This is a genomic window from Aureimonas sp. AU22, from assembly GCF_001463745.1.
Classification (GTDB): Bacteria; Pseudomonadota; Alphaproteobacteria; order Rhizobiales; family Rhizobiaceae; genus Aureimonas.
This window is the reverse complement of sequence record NZ_BBWJ01000013.1, coordinates 68,538-82,756: the sequence shown is the minus strand read 5'-3', so window position 1 is coordinate 82,756 and position 14,219 is coordinate 68,538. Positions and strand designations below refer to the sequence as shown.

Annotated in this window: 15 protein-coding genes and 1 pseudogene; 10 read left to right on the top strand and 6 right to left on the bottom strand. The window is 68.2% G+C overall.

Features of this window, described 5'->3' with window-relative positions; translation table 11 throughout:
- Nucleotides 1-47: 47 nt before the first annotated feature.
- The 4 genes and pseudogenes from greA (at nucleotide 48) to AUL34_RS04655 (ending at nucleotide 2,102) form a co-directional block, all read left to right on the top strand.
- The gene (greA, locus tag AUL34_RS04665) at nucleotides 48-521 is read left to right on the top strand and encodes a transcription elongation factor GreA (RefSeq protein ID WP_061931702.1); all 474 of its coding nucleotides are present in this window, start codon (nucleotides 48-50) and stop codon (nucleotides 519-521) included.
- A 109-nt stretch (nucleotides 522-630) separates the two neighbouring features.
- Nucleotides 631-804, top strand: a pseudogene (locus AUL34_RS22790) (BrnT family toxin); the annotation flags it as partial.
- Nucleotides 791-1,006 carry a type II toxin-antitoxin system BrnA family antitoxin gene (gene brnA, locus AUL34_RS04660; RefSeq protein ID WP_061931700.1) on the top strand — a complete coding sequence of 72 codons (216 nt, stop codon included), beginning with the start codon at nucleotides 791-793 and terminating at the stop codon, nucleotides 1,004-1,006. The pseudogene AUL34_RS22790 and the gene brnA, both read left to right, overlap by 14 nt.
- Nucleotides 1,007-1,052: 46 nt before the next feature.
- The gene (locus AUL34_RS04655; RefSeq protein ID WP_061931698.1) at nucleotides 1,053-2,102 is read left to right on the top strand and encodes a glycosyltransferase family 4 protein; all 1,050 of its coding nucleotides are present in this window, start codon (nucleotides 1,053-1,055) and stop codon (nucleotides 2,100-2,102) included.
- On the opposite strand, the gene AUL34_RS04650 is transcribed toward AUL34_RS04655, so the two are convergent.
- The 3 genes from AUL34_RS04650 to AUL34_RS04640 all read right to left on the bottom strand — a co-directional run bounded on the left by AUL34_RS04650 (nucleotide 2,099) and on the right by AUL34_RS04640 (nucleotide 6,237).
- A complete protein-coding gene (locus AUL34_RS04650; RefSeq protein WP_061931696.1) occupies nucleotides 2,099-2,884 on the bottom strand; it encodes a glycosyltransferase family 25 protein in 786 nt (261 codons plus the stop codon). The genes AUL34_RS04655 and AUL34_RS04650 overlap by 4 nt on opposite strands.
- On the bottom strand, nucleotides 2,884-4,281 hold the full coding sequence (locus AUL34_RS04645) for a TrkH family potassium uptake protein (protein WP_061931746.1): 1,398 nt from the start codon (nucleotides 4,279-4,281) through the stop codon (nucleotides 2,884-2,886). Before AUL34_RS04645 ends, AUL34_RS04650 begins: the two co-directional genes overlap by 1 nt.
- A 165-nt stretch (nucleotides 4,282-4,446) precedes the next feature.
- Complete coding sequence (locus AUL34_RS04640) at nucleotides 4,447-6,237, bottom strand: ABC transporter ATP-binding protein (RefSeq protein ID WP_061931694.1); 1,791 nt, start codon at nucleotides 6,235-6,237, stop codon at nucleotides 4,447-4,449.
- 383 nt (nucleotides 6,238-6,620) lie between these two features.
- Between AUL34_RS04640 and trxB the strand changes: the two genes are divergently transcribed.
- The 3 genes from trxB to chrA all read left to right on the top strand — a co-directional run bounded on the left by trxB (nucleotide 6,621) and on the right by chrA (nucleotide 10,059).
- Nucleotides 6,621-7,592 (top strand): thioredoxin-disulfide reductase, encoded by a 972-nt coding sequence (gene trxB / locus AUL34_RS04635; RefSeq protein WP_061931743.1) that lies wholly within the window; start codon nucleotides 6,621-6,623, stop codon nucleotides 7,590-7,592.
- A gap of 39 nt (nucleotides 7,593-7,631) precedes the next feature.
- Nucleotides 7,632-8,528, top strand: coding sequence for a LysR family transcriptional regulator (locus AUL34_RS04630; protein WP_061931692.1), 897 nt, complete (start codon nucleotides 7,632-7,634; stop codon nucleotides 8,526-8,528).
- A gap of 319 nt (nucleotides 8,529-8,847) precedes the next feature.
- The gene (gene chrA, locus AUL34_RS04625) at nucleotides 8,848-10,059 is read left to right on the top strand and encodes a chromate efflux transporter (protein WP_061931691.1); all 1,212 of its coding nucleotides are present in this window, start codon (nucleotides 8,848-8,850) and stop codon (nucleotides 10,057-10,059) included.
- A 52-nt stretch (nucleotides 10,060-10,111) separates the two neighbouring features.
- On the opposite strand, the gene AUL34_RS04620 is transcribed toward chrA, so the two are convergent.
- On the bottom strand, nucleotides 10,112-11,317 hold the full coding sequence (locus AUL34_RS04620; RefSeq protein WP_061931689.1) for a pyridoxal phosphate-dependent aminotransferase: 1,206 nt from the start codon (nucleotides 11,315-11,317) through the stop codon (nucleotides 10,112-10,114).
- 230 nt (nucleotides 11,318-11,547) lie between these two features.
- Between AUL34_RS04620 and AUL34_RS04615 the strand changes: the two genes are divergently transcribed.
- The gene (locus AUL34_RS04615; RefSeq protein WP_061931687.1) at nucleotides 11,548-12,165 is read left to right on the top strand and encodes a glutathione S-transferase family protein; all 618 of its coding nucleotides are present in this window, start codon (nucleotides 11,548-11,550) and stop codon (nucleotides 12,163-12,165) included.
- Nucleotides 12,166-12,222: 57 nt separating this feature from the next.
- Here AUL34_RS04615 and AUL34_RS04610 read toward each other — a convergent pair whose 3' ends face one another.
- Nucleotides 12,223-12,705 carry a PRC-barrel domain-containing protein gene (locus AUL34_RS04610; protein WP_156420787.1) on the bottom strand — a complete coding sequence of 161 codons (483 nt, stop codon included), beginning with the start codon at nucleotides 12,703-12,705 and terminating at the stop codon, nucleotides 12,223-12,225.
- An 87-nt stretch (nucleotides 12,706-12,792) separates the two neighbouring features.
- On the opposite strand from AUL34_RS04610, the gene AUL34_RS22990 reads away from it, so the two are divergent.
- Nucleotides 12,793-12,918 carry a hypothetical protein gene (locus AUL34_RS22990; protein ID WP_274532647.1) on the top strand — a complete coding sequence of 42 codons (126 nt, stop codon included), beginning with the start codon at nucleotides 12,793-12,795 and terminating at the stop codon, nucleotides 12,916-12,918.
- Nucleotides 12,919-12,993: 75 nt separating this feature from the next.
- The gene (locus tag AUL34_RS04605; protein ID WP_061931684.1) at nucleotides 12,994-13,389 is read left to right on the top strand and encodes an acyl-CoA thioesterase; all 396 of its coding nucleotides are present in this window, start codon (nucleotides 12,994-12,996) and stop codon (nucleotides 13,387-13,389) included.
- Nucleotides 13,390-13,441: 52 nt separating this feature from the next.
- Here AUL34_RS04605 and AUL34_RS04600 read toward each other — a convergent pair whose 3' ends face one another.
- A complete protein-coding gene (locus tag AUL34_RS04600) occupies nucleotides 13,442-14,092 on the bottom strand; it encodes a hypothetical protein (protein ID WP_061931682.1) in 651 nt (216 codons plus the stop codon).
- Nucleotides 14,093-14,219: the final 127 nt, after the last annotated feature.

The following is a 14,219-nucleotide window of genomic DNA, read 5'->3' as shown; positions in this document are numbered from 1 at the left end:
GCGTCCGGCCCCCAAGCCGGATGCCGTGACAGGTAAGGGTTGAGGGCATGGAAAAGGTCCCGATGACGAGTGCTGGCTTCGAGTCCCTGAAGGAGGAACTCCGCCGCCGTCAGCAGGAAGAGCGTCCCCGGATCGTCGAGGCGATCTCGGAGGCCCGCGCCCATGGCGACCTCTCGGAAAACGCCGAGTACCATTCCGCCAAGGAAGCGCAGAGCCTGAACGAAGGCCGTATCTCCGAACTGGAGGACTTCACGGCCCGTGCCGAGGTGATCGACGTCTCCAAGCTCTCCGGCGACAAGGTGAAATTCGGCGCCACGGTCAAGCTGATGGACGAGGACACCGAAGAGGAGAAGGTCTACCAGATCGTCGGCGACCAGGAGGCCGACGTGAAGAAGGGCCGCATCTCCATCTCCTCGCCCATCGCGCGCGCCCTGATCGGCAAGGGCGAGGGCGACACGGTGGAAGTCGCCGCGCCGGGCGGCGCGCGCTCCTACGAGATCCTGGAACTGCGCTGGGTCTGATCGGTCCCGACTGAGCCCGGTGCGGTTCGAATACGATCCGGAAAAGAGCGACTCGAACCTGGCCAAGCACGGCATCGGGTTCGAGGGCGCTTAGCGTCTCTGGGACGACCCACGGTTCGTCGTGTTTCTCGCCAAGAGCGAGGTCGAGGTCCGCTACATCGGCATCAGCAGGATCGGCGACCTCCACTGGTCGGCGATCTTCACTCCACGTCACGGCAGGATACGGCTCATATCGGTTCGGCGAGCGCGCAAGTTGGAGGTGGAACGCCATGAAGGCCAGTGATTTCGACCGCGCCTTTGATGAGGGCGAAGACATCGACGCCCACACCGACTGGTCCAACGCCCATCGCCCTAATCTCGACCGGCAGCGGATTGAAATCGACGTTCCGCGCTGGATGATCGAGGGCCTCGACCGTCAGGCGCAAACGTTGGGGGTGAAGTCTCAGGATCTCATCAGGCTTTGGATCGCCGAGAAACTGTCGTGATCCCGCTTGGGTCGCGGCGGATGCCACGCCTTTCCGGGACGTCCAGATGAAAGCGTCCGCCATCCTCGTCGTAGCGCCCAACTTCAAGCGCCGCCTGTCGGGCGTGACCTCCACCATCGTCCAGCTCGTCCCCGAACAGGCCAAGCGCCTGCCCATCGCCGCGCTCGGCCCCGGTCTGCCCGCCCATCTGCCGAAGCTCCGCTCGCGCGACCTCCTCCGGTTCTGGCGCCGGCCGGACGCCAAGCCGTTCCGCATCTGGCACGCGCGGCGCAACGTCGAGATGCTACCCGGCCTCCTTCTGCGCGACGTCCTTCGCATGCCGCTGCGCCTCGTCTTCACGTCCGCCTCGCAGCGCCGCCACACCGGCTACACGCGCTGGCTGATCGGCCGGATGGATGCCGTGATCGCGACCTCCGCCCGGTCCGGCGCCTATCTCACGGTGCCGCATACGGTGATCCACCACGGCATCGACCTCGCCCGCTTCCGCCCGCACGCGGAGAGCGCCGCGGCGGCACGCGCCGAACTCGGCCTCGATCCCGCCAGCCGCACGGCCGGTTGCTTCGGCCGCGTGCGTCACCAGAAGGGCACCGACCTCTTCGTCGACGCGATGATCGCCCTCCTGCCCCGCCATCCCGGCTGGCAGGCGGTCGTCGCCGGCCGCGCGACGGCCGAGCACGTCGCCTTCGCGGCGGACCTCAAGGTCCGGGTCGCGGCAGCCGGTCTTGCGAACCGCATCCTCTTCGTCGGCGAGCACCGCGACATCGAGCGCTGGTATCGCGCCCTCGACCTCTTCGTCGCGCCCCAGCGTTGGGAAGGCTTCGGCCTGACGCCGCTGGAGGCGATGTCCTGCGGCGTGCCGGTGGTCGCCGCCGATGTCGGCGTCTTCTCCGATGTGGTGACGACAGGCTGCGGCACGGTTGTCCCACCGAACGATCTGCCTCAGCTCACGGGCGCGATCGAGCCCTTCCTCGCCGACGAGCCGCGCCGCGTGGCAGCTGCCGCGGCCGCGCTCGCGAAGGCCAACGCCGAGTTCCCGCTGGCGCGCGAGGCGGACGAGATCATCGCCGTCTACGAGCGCCTCTGGGCGAAGGGTTAAGCGAAGTCCTCGTCCGCGATGGGGGTGCGTTCGTAGCGCGCCGGCCCCAGCCGCATCAGATGATACCGCGCCAGCTTGAACTGCGTGCCGACGCGGCGCAGCAGAAACGGCAGGTTGTCGGGGGTCAGGCTCGAGCGCGTGCGCACGGCCTGGATCGAGGTCGCCGGATCGATGCCCGCCTTGCGCCCTCGTGCCTCGAGGATATGCGCCTGCACCGCCAGAGCCGGCTCCGCCTGCCAGGAGGCAAGCCCGGCAAACCCGTGCAGGAAGGCGTCGACCGGTGCCGCGCCGCGCCGCTGCGTCCGCTCCACCAGCTTGCGCGCGCCGGACGGCCACAGGAGATAGGCGGCCGATCCCGACTTGTCGCGATACATCCGCCGCACCGCGATCCCGTCGCCAAGATCCTGCGCCCGCCGCGCCGCGAAGCGTTTACGGTCGAAGCTTTCGAGGTTGAGAAAGTCCGCCCCCTCGAACCCCGTGAGGACGGGCAGCGCCGCCCCGATCCGCCGCGACAGCACCGCGTCGTCCTCCAGCACCAGCACGGGCTCGGCCCCCGCCGCGATCTCGCGCCAGAGCCCGTGATGCGACAGAAAGCAGCCGAGCTCCGGCGCGCTCAGGCGTCGCTCCCAGCGCCCGTTCAGCTGCGCCTCAACCTCGGGGGAGATGTCTCCCGCCTCGACCGCGCGCACCCGGTCCAGCGCCAGTCCCAGCCGGGTACCCTGCCCTTCCATGAAGGCGCGCCGCTCGCTCGCCCGGTCGAGATTGATGAAGACCGCCCGCATCAGTCCCTCCAGAAGCCCGGCGAGAGGATCACGAGCACGGTGACGATCTCGAGGCGTCCGATGAGCATCAGGAACGACAGGATCCAGAGCGCCGGCGCGGACAGCGAGGAAAAGTTGCCCGCCGGCCCGACCACCTGCCCGAAGCCCGGGCCCACGTTGCCGACGGCCGTCAGCGAGGCAGAGAAGGCGGTGAGAAGCTCCAGCCCGCAGATCGACAGCGCCGTGGTGCCGAGCAGCAGCGACAGGAAGAACAGGAAGATGAAGATCGTCACGCTCTGCAGCGTCTCGATCGAGATATCGTCATGACCGTATTTCAGCCGCTGCACCGAATGGGGCCGGATGACCCGCGCGAAGTTCGCCCGAACCAGCGCGTAGAGGATGATGATCCGGTTGACCTTGATGCCGCCCGCCGTCGAACCCGCGCAGCCGCCGATGAACATGGCGAGAAAGAAGATGCCGATCGCCGCGTTCGACCAGAGCGTGAAATCCTCCGACACGAAGCCGGTCGTGGTGATGACCGAGACGAGGTTGAAGACGGACGAAAGGAGCGCCTCGCCGGGCGGCATGTCGTTGATGACGACGCGCGTCACCGCCAGCGCGAGAGAGAGTATCACGCACAGAACGAGGAAGAGCGTCACCTGCGGGTCGCTCCAGCGCTGGAAACGCCGCGGCAGGAAGAAGCGGATGTAGAGGACGAAGGGAAGCGAGCCGGCGATCATGAACACCGTCGCGACCATCAGGATCGCGTCGCTGCCGAAGAAGCCGAGGCTTTCGTCGTGGGTGGAGAAGCCGCCGGTCGCCAGCGTCGACATCGCGTGATTGAACGCGTCGAATAGGCTCATGCCGAGCGCGTAGTAGAGAAGCGCGCACACCAGCGTCATCACGCCGTAGACCGCGACGATGCCCGAGGCGAGCTGGCTGACGCGTGGCAGGAGCTTTCCCGAGCGGTCCGAGCTTTCCATCTGGAACAGCGCCATGCCGCCGACCCGCAGCGACGGCAGGATCAGGAGGGCCATGACGACGATCCCGATGCCGCCGAGGAAATTGAGGAGCGAGCGCCAGAGGAGAAGGCCGCGTGGCAGGGCGTCGAGACCCGAGATCGTCGTCGCGCCCGTGGTCGTGAGACCCGACATCGCCTCGAACACGGCGGCCGCGAAAGACAGCTCGGTCTCGGCGAAATAGAGCGGCAGGGCCGCGACGAAGGTCGAGACCAGCCAGATCGTCGTCACGAGCAGGAAGCCGAATCGCGGCGTCGGGCGCACGCCGGCGCCACGCGTCGCCACGGCAAGCAGGGTGCACACGGCCGCGACGACCCCGCCCGTGCCGACGAACACGACCCAGTCCCTGTTGCCGTCCGACAGGTCGACGAGAGCGGGCAGAAGCATCGCCCCCGACAGGATCAACCCGAAGATCGCGGCCACATGGCTGATGGTCCTGAAAATGGCCCTGCGTCCCCCGATGGCGGTCGCGCCGCCCCCCGCCGGCCGAACCCTTGCGATAAGCTTCTAGATGCGCCGGCGCGCGGGACACAAGCCCGACGACGCACGGTCGCTCGCCGGAGATCAGCCGCCGATCATTCCCGCCGACTGTTGTTCCACCAAGGCGCGGTAGAGCCCCCCGGTCCGCAGCATCAGTTCGCCCGGCGCACCGTCCTCGACGATCCGCCCGCGGTCGAACACGAGGATGCGGTCGAGGGAACGCATCGTGGAAAGCCGGTGGGCGATGACGAGCGCGGTGCGTCCCGCCATCAGTCGCTCGGTTGCGGCCTGGATGAGGCGTTCGGATTGCGAGTCCAGCGCCGAGGTCGCCTCGTCCAGAACGAGGATCGGCGTATCCGCCAGAAAGGCGCGGGCGAGCGCGATGCGCTGCCGCTCGCCGCCCGAGAGCTTCACACCCCGCTCGCCGACCAGCGTGCCGTATCCGTCCTGCATGCGCTCGATGAAGGCGTCGGCATGGGCGAGCCGCGCGGCCGCCTCGATCTCGGCGCGGCTCGCCTCCGGCCGGCCATACGCGATGTTTTCCGCCAGCGTGCGATGGAACAGGATGGATTCCTGCGGCACCACCGCGATCTGCCGGCGCAGCGACACCTGCGCCACGGCTGCCACGTCCTGGCCGTCGACGCTCACGCGGCCCCCGGCCACGTCGTGGAGCCGCTGGATCAGCTTGACGAAAGTCGTCTTGCCCGAACCGGAAGGACCGACGAGCCCGACCCGCTGGCCGGCGGGGATGGTGACCGAGAGACCGTCGTAGAGCGGCTGGGCGTGCGCCCCGTAATGGAAGCGCACGTCCTCGAAGCGGATCTCGCCGGGGCCGGGGAGGATCGCAGGGGCATTCGGTACATCCCGGATCTCCGGCCGCTCGTCGTGAAGGTCCACCAGTTCCTCCAGCTCGTTCACCGAGCGCTGGAGATTGCTGACATGCATGCCGATGTCGCGCAGGTATCCGTGCAACACGAAATAGGTCGTCAGGATGTAGGTGACGTCGCCGGGCGATGCCTGGCCGCGCCACCACAGGACCACCGCAACGCCCGCGATCCCGATGCGGATCGCCCAGAGGACGACGGTCTGCAGGGTGCCGAGCCAGGTGCCGCGCATCCAGGTGCGGCGCGTGCCGGCGGACCAGTCGGCCAAGGCATCGCCCAGACGCGCTTCCTCCCGCTCCTCCGCGCCGAACGCCTTCACCACGCCGTTGCAGGCGAGCGCGTCGGCGATCACGCCGCCGACGCGCGTGTCGAGCCGGTTGGAAACGCGCGAAATCGGCGCGACCCATCGGGTGGAGAGGAGCACGGTGGTCGCGACATAGACCAGCGCGCCGAACCCCATGGCGGCTCCCATCACCGGCCACTGGACGCCGAGAAGCGCGACCGTGCCCACCAGCACCACGGCCGAGGGAAGCAGCGCGAGAAGCAGGATGTCGTGCAGGAGGTCGAGCGCCCACATGCCGCGCGTGATCTGGCGCACCACGGAGCCGGAAAAGCTGTTGGCGTGCCAGCTGGCGGAAAAGTGCTGCACGCGGCCGAACGTGCCCTGGCCGACATGGGTCATGATCCGCAGCGTCATCGGCACGACGCTCGCCCATGCGCAGTGCCGCGCGATCACGAAGACCACCCCGAGCCCAGCCATGGCGCCGAGCGCCTGGAGAGCCGGCGTCAGGTCGCGCTCGCCGCCCGACGCCGCCAGCGCATCGACGAGGCGGCCGGCATAGAAGGGGATTAGGATGTCGGCGAGCGTCGCCAGCGTGATGCAGCCGGCGACGGCAAAGGCGAGCGGGCGCTCGTCCCGCCAGTTGGCGAAGGTGAACGCCAGGGTTCGACGGATCGCACCAGTGCGATTTGCGGGGGTGGTCACGGACATGGATCGATCACGGCGCCGAACGCCGTCCCTGCCCGCCGGCGCATGGTGGGCGCGGACGGGCGACGAATGATGGAATGGCCGGAGGGGCCGGCGACGAAGGGCGGCTGGCTTTGGAGGCTCAGCTCAGGCGGAGGGTGCGAAGGCTCGCAGTCCGGCCGGAAGGGCGGTCGACGACTGGATTTTCATGCGCCCTCCCCCGGGTTCGTCGCTGAAAGAACGCGGACCATATCGACGGCCCCGAATCGCGTCCAGCCCGGGGGATGTTCGGAAGCCCTGTGTTGCGCGCCTGCAACTCATCGTGTTGTCGCCTTGCCCGTCGTCCTCTATTGAAGATGACGAGGGCCGCGCCCATGTCGGCGGCACGTTGCAACCCGAGTCTCGTCATGACCCAGCGCCACGCGGAAATTCTCGTCATCGGCTCCGGCCCGGCCGGATACACGGCCGCTATCTATGCGGCGCGCGCCATGATGAAGCCGCTGCTCGTCGCGGGGCTGCAGGAGGGCGGACAGCTCACCATCACCTCGGATGTCGAGAACTATCCCGGCTATCGCGACCCGATCGCCGGCCCGTTCCTGATGGAAGAGATGAAGCAGCAAGCCTTGAATGTCGGCGCCGAAATGGCGGCCGACCTCATCGTCGAGGCGGACCTGTCGCGCCGGCCGTTCACCTTCCGGGGCGATACCGGCACGGTCTACACCGCCGACGCCGTCATCATCGCGACGGGCGCGCAGGCGCGCTGGCTCGGCCTCGATTCGGAAGCCGCCTTCCAGGGCTTCGGCGTTTCGGCTTGCGCCACCTGCGACGGTTTCTTCTATCGCGGCAAGGATGTCGTGGTGGTGGGCGGCGGCAACACGGCCGTCGAGGAGGCTTTGTACCTCTCCAACATCGCGCGCTCGGTCACCGTGGTGCACCGTCGCGACGGGTTCCGCGCGGAACGCATCCTGCAGAACCGTCTGTTCGCCAAGGACAACGTCTCGGTCGTGTGGAATTCGGAAGTCGCCGAGATCCTCGGATCCACGAAGCCGATGAAGTCGGTGACGGGCGTGCGCCTTCGCAGTCGCATCGACGGCGAGGCCCGCGACATCGCGACCGATGGCGTCTTCGTCGCGATCGGCCACGCGCCGGCGACGGAAGTCTTCGGCGACCAGTTGCGCAAGAAGGACGGCGACTATCTCTGGGTCGAGCCGGGCACGACGCGCACCTCGATCGAAGGCGTCTTCGCCGCCGGCGACGTCGCCGACGACGTCTACCGGCAGGCGGTGACGGCGGCCGGTCTCGGCTGCATGGCCGCGCTCGAGGCCGAGCGCTGGCTGATGATGCAGGCCGTCTCCGACACGCGGCAGGCTGCCGAATAACCAACCGCGTTTGACGCTTCGGGGGAGGCTGGGAATACGATGGCGCTCGACTGGGACAAGCTGCGGATCTTTCACGCAGCCGCCGAAGCCGGGTCGTTCACCCATGCCGCGAACGTCCTGAACCTGTCGCAGTCGGCGATCTCGCGGCAGGTGGCGGCGCTCGAGCAGGAGATCGGAGCGCCGCTCTTCCATCGCCACGCGCGCGGTCTCGTCCTCAGCGAGCCGGGCGAGCTCCTCTATCAGACCGCCACCGACGTCCTGAAGCGGCTGGAAACGGTGCGCATGCAGCTCACAGAGACGCGCGAGAAGCCGACCGGCAAGCTGCGCGTCACCACCACGGTCGGCCTCGGCTCCGGCTGGCTGACCCAGCGCGCACAGGAGTTCCTGGAGCTCTATCCCGAGCTCGAACTCCAGCTCGTCTTCGACAACGAGGAAATCGACCTCACCATGCGCAAGGCGGACGCGGCGATCCGCCTGCGCCAGCCGCAGCAGCCGGACCTGATCCAGCGCCGCCTCTTCACCGTGCATCTCCATGTCTACGCCGCGCCCTCCTATCTCGCGCGGCACGGCACGCCCGAGACGGTGGAGGATCTCGACCGCCACCGCGTCATCACCTTCGGCGAGCCGGCCCCCAACTACCTCCGGAACCTCAACGCGCTGGAGACGGCGGGACTGCCGGAGGGCCAGAGCCGTGCCCCGATCCTGCAGATCAACAACCTGATGGCGATGCGCTCGGCGATCGAACGCGGCATCGGGCTCGCGCTTCTGCCGGACTACATGATCGACAAGGACACCAAGCTGGTACAGGTCCTGCCCGACCTCGACCTCGCGTCCTTCGACACCTACCTCTGCTACCCCGAGCAGCTGCGCGACGCGGCCAAGCTCAAGGTCTTCCGCGATTTCCTCATCGGCAAGGCGCGGACCTGGTCTTACTGACGATCGATCGCGCGACAGCGGCTCGCGTGCGCGAACCTTGCACACACGCCTATGTTGCATGCGCTCACTGCATGGCTGACATGCCGAATGAACGATGGTCGCTTGTCATTCGATCTCTATATTGATCATTAGTCGGGTCGCGGAGAGCTTACCTCCTCCCAAGCTTGTTCGCTCCCGGCTGTTTCCTCCCAAGGGTTTGCTTTTTCGAAAGCCCCTTATTTTTCGGCCGGGTTCTTCGTGAGCCCGGCTTTTTTCTTGCCCGATCATCCGCCGGGCCGGCTGTCATCCGCCTCTCATCCTTCCGTCATATGAGAGCCCGATGACCGCGCTTCCTCTCGATCGCCCGACTTCGGCGGGTTCCGTCTTCCTCGCCTTCCTGACGCTGGGCCTCACCTCCTTCGGCGGGCCGATCGCGCATCTCGGCTACTTCCGGCGCGCGTTCGTGGAGCGGCGGCGCTGGATGGACGATGCCGCCTATGCCGACCTCGTCGCGCTCTGCCAGTTCCTGCCGGGGCCGACCTCGAGCCAGGTCGGCTTCGCCATCGGCCTACGGCAGGCGGGCCCGATCGGCGCCTTTGCGGCCTTCGCGGGCTTCACCCTCCCCTCCGCCGTCCTGATGTTCGCGATCGCGATCGGCACCGCCGGCTTGAACGATCCGGTGAGCACCGCGCTGCTGCATGGTCTGAAGCTCGCCGCCGTCGCGGTCGTGGCGGACGCCGTCCTCGGCATGGCCCGCACGCTGACGCCCGACTGGCCTCGTATCGGCATCGCCCTTCTCGCCGCCGCCGTCGTGCTCCTGGTGCCGAGCGCCTTCGCGCAGGTCCTTGCCATCGCGGCGGGCGCCCTCGTCTTCCGCCTCGCGGGCCGCAACGCTGCGCTCCCGAGCGCGCCGCCGGATGCCGGGTCCGCCATCTCGCCGCGCACCGGCTGGATCGCGCTCGGCGTCTTCGCGCTGCTGGCGATCGTTCCGCCCCTCCTGGCGGCGGGACGGCCATGGCCGAGCCTCGATCTCTTCGACGCCTTCTTCCGCAGCGGTGCGCTGGTCTTCGGGGGCGGCCATGTCGTGCTGCCGCTTCTGGAAGCCGAACTCGTCGCGCCGGGCTGGCTCGACATGTCCTCGTTCCTCGCCGGCTACGGGGCGGCGCAGGCGATGCCGGGGCCTCTCTTCACCGTGGCGGCTTTTCTCGGCGCGCTGGCAACGCCCGCCCCCTTCCCGCTAGCGGGCGCGGCGATCGCGTTGGCGGCGATCTTTCTCCCCGGTTTCCTGCTGCTGGTCGCAGCGCTGCCCGCCTGGGCGCGCCTCGGCGCCTCGCCCGCCGCGCGCGCCGCCCTTACCGGCGCCAACGCCGCGGTGGTCGGTCTTCTCGCGGCGGCGCTCGCCTCGCTCGGCCTGTCCGGCACGATCGGCTCGGCGTCCGACGTGCTGATCGTCGCGGCCGCCTTTGCGGCCCTGCGCCTCGGCAGGATGCCGCCTCTTCTCGTCGTCGCGGGCTCCGCTCTCGCGAGCCTTGCCGCCCATTTCGCCATATGAAAAAGGCGGCGGATCGCTCCGCCGCCTTTTCCGGAATTCGCGTCGCGGGAGCTTACCGCTGCAGGCTGCCGCAGAAGCGCTGGATGCGCGAGCAGGCCTCCTCCAGCAGCGTGTCCGAGGTCGCATAGGACAGCCGGAAGTTCGGGCCGAGGCCGAACGCCGAACCGTGCACCACGGCGACGCCTTCCTGTTCGAGAAGCGCGGTGACGAAATCCTCGTCCGTTGAGATCACCTGTCCCTTCTGCGTCTTCGAGCCGATCGTGCCCTTCACCGAGGGGTAGACGTAGAACGCCCCCTCCGGCGACGGGCACTCGATCCCGCTGGCCTGGTTCAGCATCGAGACCACGAGATCGCGGCGGCGCTCGAACATGGCGCGGTTGGTCGGAATGAAGGCCTGGGTGCCGTTCAGCGCCTCGACCGCGGCCCATTGGGCGATCGAGCAGGCGCCCGACGTCTGCTGGCCCTGGATCATGTCCATCGCCTTGATCAGCTTGAGCGGGCCGCCGGCATAACCGATGCGCCAGCCGGTCATCGCATAGGCCTTCGACACGCCGTTGATCGTGATCGTCCGATCGTAGAGCGCCGGCTCGACCTGCGCCGGCGTGGCGAAGGTGAAGTCGCCGTAGACGAGGTGCTCGTACATGTCGTCGGTCATGACCCACACATGCTCGTGGCGCATGAGCACGTCGGTCAGCGCCTTCAACTCGGTATGCGTATAGGCCGCGCCCGACGGGTTCGACGGGGAATTGAACAGGAACCACTTGGTGCGCGGCGTGATCGCGCGCTCCAGCGCTTCCGCCGTCAGCTTGAAGCCGTCTTCCTGGCGCGTCTCGACGACCACGGGCGTGCCGCCGCAGAGCGCGACCATCTCGGGATAGCTCACCCAGAAGGGCGCGGGAATGATCACCTCGTCGCCGGGGTTCAGCGTCGCCATGAAGGCGTTGAAGAGGACGTGCTTGCCGCCGGTCGAGACGATGGTCTGCTCGGGCTTGTAGTCCAGCCCGTTCTCGCGCTTGAACTTGGCGGAGATCGCCTCGCGCAGCTGCGGAATGCCGGAGACCGGGGTGTACTTGGTCTCGCCGCGTGCGATCGCCTCGACCGCCGCCTGCTTGATATTGTCGGGCGTATCGAAGTCCGGTTCGCCGGCACCCAGGCCGATCACGTCCATGCCCTGCGCCTTCAGCTCCCGCGCCTTCTGCGACACGGCGATCGTGGCGGAGGGCTTCACGCGGTCGAGGGAAGCGGCGAGAAAGGCCATGGGATGGCTCCGGTCTGAACAGGACGAAGCGGGTCGAAAGGATCGGGAGCCGCTCGCCGGACCCGCTGCCGACGAAGGCGGGCGGACCCTAGTCGCGCCCCGTTTGCAGTGCAAGACGAAAGGGCCGGAACACCATCAAACCATTTGATGGCAGGGTTTCGCCTTTGGAATTGGCGTTTGACGCCGGGACCGGTCAGAAGCAATCGGCATCCAGCCAGGGGAGCCCCGCCATGATCACCATCCACGGCATGCAGGACAGCGGCAACTGCTACAAGCCGCGCCTCCTGATGGCGCTTCTCGATCGTCCCTTTCGTCACCAGGAAGTGTCCGCTCGCGACGGCTCCACGCGCACGCCGGAGTTCCTGCGGCGCAATCCGTCCGGCCAGTGCCCGCTCCTCGACCTCGGCGATGGGCGCCTTCTGCCCGAATCCAACGCCATCCTCGTCTATCTGGCGGAAGGCACGCCGTTTCTTGCCGACGACCCGTTCGAACGCGCGCAGACGCTGCGTTGGATGTTCTTCGAACAAAACGCGCACGAGGTCTCGATCGCGGTGCGCCGCTCGCTCCGTGTCTATCCCGAACGGGCCGCCGCGGCGACCGGCGAGCGGATGGCGCTGACGCTGGAAAACGGCACCCGTGCGCTCGGGGTGATGGAGACGCATCTCACCACGGCGCCCTTCTTCGGCGGCCCGCGTGCGAGCGTCGCCGACATCGCCCTTTATCCCTATACGGCGAGCGCGCCGGAAGGGGGGTTCGACCTCGCGCCGTTCCCGGCCGTCCAGAGCTGGCTCGCGCGGATCGAGGCGCTTCCCGGCTTCCGGTCGCGCGATTGGCTGCCGGAAGGCTGAAAACGAAGAGGCCCGCGTCGTTCCCGGCGCGGGCCTCCATCGATCCTATGGAACCGATCAGTCGTGGTCGGGGAACACGGTGTCGAGGTCGGTGTCCGGCGCCGAGGTCAGGAGTTCGCGCGTCAGCGTCGGGGCGTTGATGCGCATCTTGTCGCCATCCATCGCCATCTGGAGCTCGCTGAAGTTGACGAGCACGTCCTTCTCGCCGATGCCGAGGAAACCGCCGACTTCGATCACGGCCGCGGCGATCGTGCCGTCCGAGTTGATGACGAAATCCTCGATCTCGCCGATCTTCTCGTTGTTGGCGCCGTAGACATCCTTGTCGTCGAGATCGCTGGCGAGGTGGCTCATCGCCATCTGGCCGCTCGCGGGCGGCTGCACCGTGTAGAACGGGCCGCCTGCGGCGGCGGTGGCAGGCGTGGTCGTCGTGGTCGCGGCGGGCGCCATCGCGTCGCCGGTCGTGGTGGTTGTGGAGGTCTGCGCAAGCGCGGCGCCGCTCATCATTGTGGCAAGACCGGCGGCGAGAACGAAGGACTTCATGAACAAACCTCTTGTGTGATGTATCCGGGCGCACCCGTCGGGGTGCGTCACGATGTCAGCTAAAGCGTGAGCCCGGCGATCGGTTCCATGGAACATATCCGTCGCGTCTCGCTCCGTTCGCGCCACTCGCGAGCCCGGCGGCTCATCGACGGGGTCGTGCTGTTTCCGGCGGCCGCCGCCGCAACGATCGGCACCGTCGATCCCGCACGGTAGCCGGTTGCACCCGCGCGCCTCTGACAATCCCGTCACGGCCGAGTAGGGTGCGGACCACGAAACGGAGCCGCCCGAATGTCTGATTCCACGGAAATTCCCACCGGAGACCTCATCATCCGGGTGCAGGCCATGCCCGCCGACAGCAATGCGGCCGGCGACATCTTCGGCGGCTGGGTCATGTCGCAGATGGATCTGGCGGCGGGCGTTCGCGGCGCCGAGCGTGCCGGTGGCCGCGTCGTGACGGCCGCGGTGCAGTCCCTCGCCTTCCGCAAGCCGGTGAAGATCGGCGACACGTTGTGCGTCTATGCCCGGATCGACAAGGTGGGGCGCACCTCCGTCACGCTCCACGTCGAGGCGTGGGCGCGGCGCTACCTGTCCCAGCATCGCGAGCTGGTGACCGAGGGCAGCTTCGTGATGGTGGCGCTCGACGCCATGGGCCAGCCGACACCGGTGCCTGCCGACCCCACCTGAGGGGAACGCCCCAGACGAAAACGCCCTCCCGAACGGGAGGGCGCTGCCACGATCAGTTGGCCGGTGCCGGAGGCGTATCGCCGGCCGGCGGCGGCGCATCGGGACCGCCGTCCGGCGGCGTCACGAGGTCGGCGGGCGGCGGCGGAACGCGCGTCACCGGACGGTCCGCACCGTTGGCGGCAACCGGTCCCTCGCGAACCATGTCGCGTGCCGAATCGAGGACGGGTTTGGCCGCGTCGATGCAGCGTGCGAAGGCTTCGTCGCCGCACTCGACGCGGACGGTCTTGCCTTCGCCGAGATTGATCTCGAAGCCGGCGCGCGGCGGCGGGGGCGGCGGTCCACGACGCCAGTCCGGGCCACCACGGCCATGCAGGCGCGGGCCGCGGTCGTCGCGGTCCCAACGGGGACCACGATCCCGATCGCGGTCGCGCATCTCGGCACGGTCGCGATCCATCTTGCGGTCCTCGTCCTTGCCGCGATCGCGATCGTCGTCGCGATCGGCCGGACCGCGGTCGTCCGCACGTTCCTCGCGGTCCATCGCCCAACGGTCGCCGCGACGCATGTCGCGCATCGGCGGATCGCCACGTTCGTCGCCCCGGTCGACGCTTTCGTAGCGGTCACCGTTGTCGTCGGAGTCTTGCGCATGCGCCATCGGCGCCGTGGTGGCCATCATGATGGCCACAAGGGTCAGGGGCTTCAGCATCGATGTATCCTTGCCAAGGCGTGCGGCGGCATACCGCACGCCGTCGGAAACGTGGTGCGCGACATTTCGTTGCCTGGGAACCGGCCGTGTTCGCCCGCCGTGGGTCGGGATCGGCCTCTGCGTGTTG

What these genes read in the sequence shown, in the direction of transcription:
- greA (WP_061931702.1), top strand. Translation starts at nt 48, where the DNA reads ATGGAAAAGGTCCCGATGACGAGTGCTGGCTTCGAGTCCCTGAAGGAG.
- brnA (WP_061931700.1), top strand. Translation starts at nt 791, where the DNA reads ATGAAGGCCAGTGATTTCGACCGCGCCTTTGATGAGGGCGAAGACATC.
- AUL34_RS04655 (WP_061931698.1), top strand. Translation starts at nt 1,053, where the DNA reads ATGAAAGCGTCCGCCATCCTCGTCGTAGCGCCCAACTTCAAGCGCCGC.
- AUL34_RS04650 (WP_061931696.1), bottom strand. Translation starts at nt 2,884, where the DNA reads ATGCGGGCGGTCTTCATCAATCTCGACCGGGCGAGCGAGCGGCGCGCC.
- AUL34_RS04640 (WP_061931694.1), bottom strand. Translation starts at nt 6,237, where the DNA reads ATGTCCGTGACCACCCCCGCAAATCGCACTGGTGCGATCCGTCGAACC.
- trxB (WP_061931743.1), top strand. Translation starts at nt 6,621, where the DNA reads ATGACCCAGCGCCACGCGGAAATTCTCGTCATCGGCTCCGGCCCGGCC.
- AUL34_RS04630 (WP_061931692.1), top strand. Translation starts at nt 7,632, where the DNA reads ATGGCGCTCGACTGGGACAAGCTGCGGATCTTTCACGCAGCCGCCGAA.
- chrA (WP_061931691.1), top strand. Translation starts at nt 8,848, where the DNA reads ATGACCGCGCTTCCTCTCGATCGCCCGACTTCGGCGGGTTCCGTCTTC.
- AUL34_RS04620 (WP_061931689.1), bottom strand. Translation starts at nt 11,317, where the DNA reads ATGGCCTTTCTCGCCGCTTCCCTCGACCGCGTGAAGCCCTCCGCCACG.
- AUL34_RS04615 (WP_061931687.1), top strand. Translation starts at nt 11,548, where the DNA reads ATGATCACCATCCACGGCATGCAGGACAGCGGCAACTGCTACAAGCCG.
- AUL34_RS04610 (WP_156420787.1), bottom strand. Translation starts at nt 12,705, where the DNA reads ATGAAGTCCTTCGTTCTCGCCGCCGGTCTTGCCACAATGATGAGCGGC.
- AUL34_RS22990 (WP_274532647.1), top strand. Translation starts at nt 12,793, where the DNA reads ATGGAACATATCCGTCGCGTCTCGCTCCGTTCGCGCCACTCGCGAGCC.
- AUL34_RS04605 (WP_061931684.1), top strand. Translation starts at nt 12,994, where the DNA reads ATGTCTGATTCCACGGAAATTCCCACCGGAGACCTCATCATCCGGGTG.
- AUL34_RS04600 (WP_061931682.1), bottom strand. Translation starts at nt 14,092, where the DNA reads ATGCTGAAGCCCCTGACCCTTGTGGCCATCATGATGGCCACCACGGCG.